Source organism: Sphingomonas sp. CCH5-D11, from assembly GCF_001557395.1.
Taxonomy (GTDB): domain Bacteria; phylum Pseudomonadota; class Alphaproteobacteria; order Sphingomonadales; family Sphingomonadaceae; genus Sphingomonas.
This window is the reverse complement of record NZ_LSKH01000303.1, coordinates 1-6,964: the sequence shown is the minus strand read 5'-3', so window position 1 is coordinate 6,964 and position 6,964 is coordinate 1. Positions and strand designations below refer to the sequence as shown.

The following is a 6,964-nucleotide window of genomic DNA, read 5'->3' as shown; positions in this document are numbered from 1 at the left end:
CTTGCCCCAACGACCAGCGCCGTCTTCGTCATCGCCAATCTCCATTTCTCGTTCGATGCAGCAGCTAGGCGCGGGCGCCCGGCTCTTCTAGACGGCACCCTTTGGGGACGTAGGCACCAGGAGGTGACCATGAAGCCGGGTTCGCCCGAAGAGGACTGGCGCGAGGATTGCGCGCCGCGAAGGGTGCTGGAGCTGTTCGCGACCAAGTGGACCAGCATGGTGCTGCATACGCTGCACGTGCGCCACGCCGGCGCGGCGCGCACCGGCGTGCTCCAGCGCAGCCTTCCCGGCATTTCGAAGAAGATGCTGGTGCAGACGCTGCGCGAGATGGAGGAGGTGGGGCTCGTCTCGCGCCATGTCGAGAGCGCCGTGCCGCCCGCCGTTACCTATCGCCTGACAGCGCTGGGGCGCCGGTTCGTCGAGCCGGTGGAGCTGTTATACGCCTGGGGCCGCCAGAATGCGGATGCGCTGGACGAACTCGGCGCGCGGCCGACGACGCGGCGCGGCTGAGGCCGCCGATGCTCGCCACGGCGCCGCATTCGGTTTCATGCCCCGGATTCATAGGTCTTTGCTGATCCGGCGCGGTAGTCGGATCGGGTGTCCGGCGCCATGTTCGCGGGGCGACACCGCCCGATGGTTTGGGCGATTGATGGAGTTGCTGGAATGGAAAAGCGCACACTTGGCAAAGACCTTGAGGTCTCCGCCCTTGGTTTCGGCTGCATGGGCCTGAACTTCGGCTATGCCAATCCCCTTGCCGATGCGGACAGCGTCAGCCTTATCCGCAAGGCGGTCGATCTGGGCGTGACCTTCTTCGACACGGCGGAGGTCTACGGTCCCTATACCAATGAGAAGATCGTGGGCGAGGCGCTTGAGCCCGTGCGCGACCAGGTGCAGATCGCGACCAAGTTCGGTTTCAATATCGTCGATGGGAAGATGGCCGGGCTGAACAGCCGGCCGGAGCAGATCCGCAAGGTGTGCGAGGCATCGCTGAAAAGCCTGCGCACCGATCGCATCGACCTGTTCTACCAGCATCGCGTCGACACGAACGTGCCGATCGAGGATGTTGCGGGCACCGTCCGCGACCTGATCGCCGAGGGCAAGGTCAAGCATTTCGGCCTGTCGGAGCCGGGCGCCGAGACGGCCCGCCGCGCCCATGCGGTGCAGCCGGTGGCGGCGCTGCAGAACGAATATTCGCTGTGGACCCGCGGCGTCGAGACGAACGGCATCCTGGCGCTGTGCGATGAGCTTGGCATCGGGCTGGTGCCGTACAGCCCGCTCGGCAAGGGCTTTCTGACCGGCGCGATGGGCAAGGACAGCAAGCTGGAGGAGGGCGACTTCCGCAGGCTGCTGCCGCGCTTCACGCCGGAGGCGATGGAGAAGAACCAAGCGCTGATCGACCTGATCCGCACCACCGCCGAGGAGAAGGGCGCGACGCCGGCGCAGATCGCGCTGGCGTGGCTGCTGGCGCAGCGGCCGTACATCGTGCCGATCCCCGGCACCACCAAGCCGCACCGGCTGGAGGAAAACCTCGGCGGCGCGGACGTGACGCTGACGGCGGCCGACCTTGCCGCGTTCACCGACGCGCTGGCGGCGATCGACGTAGAGGGCGAACGCTATCCGCCGCAGCTCATGGCGACGACGGGTAACTGAGCCCTGATCCACGGCCTTCGATCCGGCTTCCCGGCCTCCGCCGGGGAGCCGGTTCGGGCTTGCCGATGCGAACAGCTAGGCGGGGCGGGAACGGCTGAGCGCGGCGAGGGCTTCTTCCGCCGCGCGCATGCCGGATGCATAGGCACCGTGCGCGGTGGAAAAGTCCGTCGAACTGGTCGCCTCGCCGGCGAAGAACAGCCGGTTCTCGAACGGCACGGCGAGCCGCCGTCGTTCGGCAGCGCCGCCGGGCAGCGCGCAGCTATAGCCGCCCCCGATCGTCGCCGTGCGGGTCCAGTCCGAGGCGGCGACTGGCTGGAGAGACGATCGCACACCCGAGCCCAGCAGGGCCGAAAGCTCGGCGATCGCATGGGCATAGCCGGCCTCCTGTCCCTCGCGCGCGATCAGCGCTGCCCCGTCGCCGCCGAGGAAGCATTCGATCACCGGCCGGCCAAAGGGACGGATGTAATAGGCCCCTGTCGCGGGATCGTTCGGATTGCCGAGAAGCTGGGTCTCATCCTCGAACGGCGCGTTCGGGGCGAGGCGGAGGAACAGCTTTTCATTGCGGCCGAGCGGGATCGCATAAGCCGCATCGCGCCATGGCTCGATCTCGGCCGGCCAGCGGATCGTGTCGCCGACGAGGACGGCGGTGGAAACCGTCACGATCACAGTCCGGGCCTGGATGGTGCCGGCCGTGGTGTCCAGACGGACCGACCCGGGCGCGAGCGCAAGCCGCTGGAGCGCGGTTCCCAGACGATGCTTCGCGGCGTGCGGCACGCTGCCGGCGATCAATGCGCCATAGCCTTCTGCCACCCGCCAGTTCTGCCCCGTCGCTGCCTGATCATAAGCGGTGAAGTCGGCGGCGGAGATACGGTCGGGGGACACGCCGCTGATAAAGCCGGTCATGGCACGGATATAGGCGTGCCACCTGCGATCGACGGGAAGGACGCTGGCCGCATTGTCATCGGCTGGGGGAGCGTCGGCGAGACGCGCGATCCAGTCGTTCAGCGCGCCGCGCGCGTCATGCTGCTCGCGCGCGGTGAAGCCGAGGTCGCGATGTTGCTTGCCCCAGGCCGGGGGGCGCCGGTCGATCGCCATGCCGCGTTCCGTCGCCACCTGCGCCCAGGGGTTCCGGTCGGCCGAGTGCAACCAGCCACAGCCGAGATCGAGCGCCAGGCCGTCGACGCTGACCGTATGCGCCCGGCCGCCGAGCCGCGGCGCAGCCTCGATCAGAAGCGTGTCACATTGCGAACCGGCCAGCCGCCGCGCGGCGCCGATACCGGCAGCCCCGCCGCCGACGATGACGATGTCGTACATGGTGCGGAGCCGCCCGGTCCTTTCGGTCAGACGCGCAGCAGCGTCTTGATGGCGCGGCGCTCGTCCATCGCCTTATAGCCTTCGGCGACGTCAGCGAGCGGGATCTGGAGGTCGAACACCTTGCCCGGCGCGATCTCGCGGCGAAGCACACGGTCGATCAGGTCGGGAAGGAAGCGCCGCACGGGGGCGGGGCCGCCCATCAGCCCTTTTTGCGCGAAGAACAGCTTGGAGCCGTCGAATTCCACGCCGTGCGGCACGCCGACATAGCCGATCGTCGCACCGGGGCGGGCGCAGTTGATCGCCTGCCACATGGATTCTTCCATGCCGACGCACTCCAGCACCGCATCCGCGCCGACGTTGCCGGTCAGTTCCTTGACCTTGGCGACACCCTCGTCGCCGCGTTCGGCGACGATATCGGTCGCGCCGAACTCGAGCGCGAGATCCTGGCGCTGCTTGTGGCGGCTCATCGCGATGATGCGGTGCGCGCCCATCTGCTTGGCCGCCAGCACGCCCATCAGGCCGACCGCGCCATCGCCGACCACCGCCACGGTGGAACCGGGCTGCACCCGCGCGGCATCGGCCGCATACCAGCCGGTGCCGAGCACGTCGGATACCGCGAGCAGGTGCGGGATGAGGTCATCGTCCGGGGCCTGATCGAGCGCCACCAGCGTGCCATCGGCCAGCGGCACCCGCGCCAGCGGCGACTGTGCCCCCGTCATGAACTCGATCTGCTCGCAGGACGACTGGAAGCCGAACTTGCAGTGCGGGCAGGTGTTGTCCGAGATGCAGAAGGAGCCGACCACGAACTGGCCCGGCTTCACGCTGGTCACGGCATCGCCGACCGCCTCGACCACGCCGCAATATTCGTGCCCCATCGCCTTGGGCGCGCCGTCATTGCCGAAGCCGCGATACGGCCACAGGTCCGACCCGCAAACGCAGCTCGCGGCCAGGCGGATGATGGCATCGGTGGGCTTCAGGATTTCGGGCTCGGGACGCTCCTCGAAGCGGACGTCGCCCTTTCCGTACATGACTGTGCCGAGCATCGGTGTTCCTTCGTAATCAATGGCATGGAGCGCGCAAGGTCGTGGCTGATGCCTCCGCCCCCATGGCGCCCGACCGGTAGCTAGGCCTGCGCCGCCCGGAAGATTAGCGGGCCAGTCGCGCTAGCCATGATACCTGCCATTCATGAATGCCCGGCGCACGGAGCCGGTTGCTACCCGGCCGTCACGGTCTCCGGCGACAGCGCCGCGAGGAAATCGGTGTGCGCCATGGGAAGCGAGAACATCGGGAAGTCCTTGCTGATCGCCACGCGCTGCTCCTCCTCGCCGATCGTGGCGCAGCAGTCGGTGAGCGTGACGACGCGATAGCCGCGCTCATAAGCGGAGCGCATGGTGAATTCGACGCAGCAGTTGGTGAGAAAGCCGGCGATCGCCAGCGTCGTGATCCCGCGCTGGCGCAGGACGAAGTCGAGGTTGGTACTGGCGAAACAGTCGAGCCCGCGCTTGCCCTCGATGACGATCTCGTCCTGTTCGGGGCGCATCGCTTCCGCGATCTCGGCGCCCCAGCTTCCGCGGCGAAAGGCGTTGGCGCCCTTCACGCCGGCGAGGATGCCATAGGGTTCGGCCGGCAGCTCGGGATAACCTTCCGCGAACGCAATGGGGGCGTGCAGCACCACCAGCCCGGCCTGGCGCGCACCGGCGAGCAGCGCGGTGCTGTTGGCGAGCATGCCGGTCGACTGCATCACGGCGGCAACGGCCTTGTGCTGCGCGCCGCCCTCGGTCACGAAATCGTTCTGATATTCGATGAACAGAACGGCTGTTCGGGTCGGGTTCATCGCGAGGCTCCTCTTCGCATGGGGGTCGAGATCAGCCGCCGATGACGCCCGATCGATCCGGAACGCATGACGCATGGGCCACGTCGCCCGCGGGCGTATCGAGCCTCATGCGTCTTCTCCCGCGCCGGTCAGGCGACCTGCGGTAGCTTGTCGAGATGCTTGTCGAGCGTGATCGGATAATCGCGGATGCGGACGCCGGTGGCATTGTAGATCGCGTTCGCCACGGCCGCGCCCGGACCGCAGATGCCGAGCTCGCCGACGCCCTTCGCCTTGAGCGGCGACACGATCGGGTCGAGCGTGTCGAGGAAGATGCATTCCTGATGCGGGATGTCGGCATGGACCGGGACTTCATAGCCGGCGAGATCGTGGTTGACGAAGAAGCCGAAGCGCTTGTCGACCGCCAGTTCCTCCATCAGCGCGGCCCCCGCCGACATGACCATGGCGCCGATCACCTGGCTGCGGGCCGATAGCGGGTTCAGGATGCGACCGGCGTCGCACACCGCCAGCATCCGCCGAATGCGGGTCTCGCCGGTGTAGATGTTGACGCCCACCTCGCAGAAGTGGCCGGCATAGGTCCCGATATCGTAACCCTGCTTGAAATCGCCGAAGGTCATCTCGCCGGTCGCTGACAGGTTGCCGGCCTCCGCCAGGCGCCAGCTGCGATTGTCGGCAATGATGCGCCCGTCGGCGAAGGTCGCACCGTCGCCGTCGAAGCCGAGCTTCTGGCCGATCGCACGGCGCAGCTCGAGACAGGCGGCATAGACCCCGGCGGTGGAGCTGGCGGCGCCCCACTGGCCGCCCGAGCCCGCGGAGGCCGGGTCGACGGAATCGCCCAGCTTCACCGATACCCGGTCAAGCGGCACACCCATCGTCTCGGCCGCGGTCTGCGCGACGATCGTGTAGGTGCCGGTGCCGATGTCGGTCATGTCGGTTTCGACCACCACGCGCCCGCCGTCGAGGCGAACGCGCGCGCCCGACTTCGCGGTCGGGCCGCCGCGATAGCCGGCAGCCACGCCCATGCCGACCAGCCATTTGCCGTCGCGCACGGCGCCGGGCTTCGCGTTTCGCTTGTCCCAGCCGAACCGTGCGGCGCCCTCGCGCAGGCAGCGCACCAGATTGCGGTCGGAGAACTTCTTTTCCGGGGAGGACGGCGCGGTCGCCGGCTCGTTCAGGATACGCAGTGCGATGGGGTCCATGCCGAGCTGCTCGGCCAGCTCGTCAATCGCGACCTCCAGGGCGAGATGCCCCGGCGCCTCGCCCGGTGCGCGCATCGCATTGCCCTCGGGCAGATCAAGCTTGGCGATATATTCCGCCGTGATCCGGTTGGCGCCGGCGTACATGGACCTGGTCTGCGCGGAACCGCGCTCGGGATCGTCGCCGTTGATGTTGCCGGACCAGCCCTCATGCGCGATCGCCGTGATCCGTCCGTCCCGGCCGGCGCCGATGCGGATGCGCTGGATCGTCGCATGGCGATGCGTGGCATTGTTCGCCATCAGCGGGCGCTGCATCGCGATCTTCACCGGCCGCGAGATCTTGCGCGCGCCCAGCGCCGCCAGCACCGCATCGGCGCGGATGAACAGCTTTCCGCCGAAACCGCCGCCGATGTACGGCGAATCCACCCGCACATTCTCCTTGGGGATGCCCAGGATCGTGCCCATGCTCTGCTTGGCCCAGTTGATCATCTGGTTCGATGTCCAGATGGTCAGCTTCTCGCCCTGCCATGCCGCGATGGTCGCGAACGGCTCCATCATCGCGTGCGTCTCGTCAGGCGTGGTGTAGCGAGAATCGAGCTTCACCGGCGCGGCGGCGAACGCCGCCTCGAAGTCGCCCAGCGTCTTCACGTCGGGCTTGCCGTCGCGTCCCTTGGCTGGCGGCGCGGCCGGGGCGACGGCGGGCAAGTCGAAGACCCCCTTCGCGCGGGCATAGTCCACCCGCACCAGCGCGGCGGCGGCGCGCGCCTGCTCGAACGTCTCGGCGATGACGCAGGCGACCGCCTGATGATAATGGTTGACCTCACGGCCGCCGAACAGGGGCGTGTTGTTCGACATGCCGAGCGGCAGCGGCTCCGCATGGTCGAGCGAGCTGAGAACGGCGAGCACGCCCGGCGCGGCAAGCGCCTCGCGCGTGTCGATGCTGTTGATCCGGCCCTTCGCCACGGCGCTGCCG

Annotated in this window: 6 protein-coding genes; 2 read left to right on the top strand and 4 right to left on the bottom strand. The window is 68.1% G+C overall.

Annotated elements, in window-relative coordinates:
* Positions 1-129 precede the first annotated feature (129 nt).
* Positions 130-510 carry a winged helix-turn-helix transcriptional regulator gene (locus tag AX702_RS18200; RefSeq protein WP_066781856.1) on the top strand — a complete coding sequence of 127 codons (381 nt, stop codon included), beginning with the start codon at positions 130-132 and terminating at the stop codon, positions 508-510.
* Between the two features lie 153 nt (positions 511-663).
* A complete protein-coding gene (locus AX702_RS18195; protein ID WP_066781855.1) occupies positions 664-1,650 on the top strand; it encodes an aldo/keto reductase in 987 nt (328 codons plus the stop codon).
* A 75-nt stretch (positions 1,651-1,725) separates the two neighbouring features.
* Here AX702_RS18195 and AX702_RS18190 read toward each other — a convergent pair whose 3' ends face one another.
* The 4 genes from AX702_RS18190 to AX702_RS18175 all read right to left on the bottom strand — a co-directional run.
* A complete protein-coding gene (locus tag AX702_RS18190; RefSeq protein ID WP_066781854.1) occupies positions 1,726-2,964 on the bottom strand; it encodes a flavin monoamine oxidase family protein in 1,239 nt (412 codons plus the stop codon).
* Between the two features lie 26 nt (positions 2,965-2,990).
* A complete protein-coding gene (locus AX702_RS18185; protein ID WP_066781853.1) occupies positions 2,991-4,007 on the bottom strand; it encodes a zinc-dependent alcohol dehydrogenase family protein in 1,017 nt (338 codons plus the stop codon).
* Positions 4,008-4,177: 170 nt separating this feature from the next.
* On the bottom strand, positions 4,178-4,798 hold the full coding sequence (locus AX702_RS18180; protein WP_066781857.1) for a cysteine hydrolase family protein: 621 nt from the start codon (positions 4,796-4,798) through the stop codon (positions 4,178-4,180).
* Between the two features lie 128 nt (positions 4,799-4,926).
* The coding region (locus AX702_RS18175) for a xanthine dehydrogenase family protein molybdopterin-binding subunit (RefSeq protein WP_066781852.1) at positions 4,927-6,964 on the bottom strand (2,038 nt) is incomplete at its 5' end.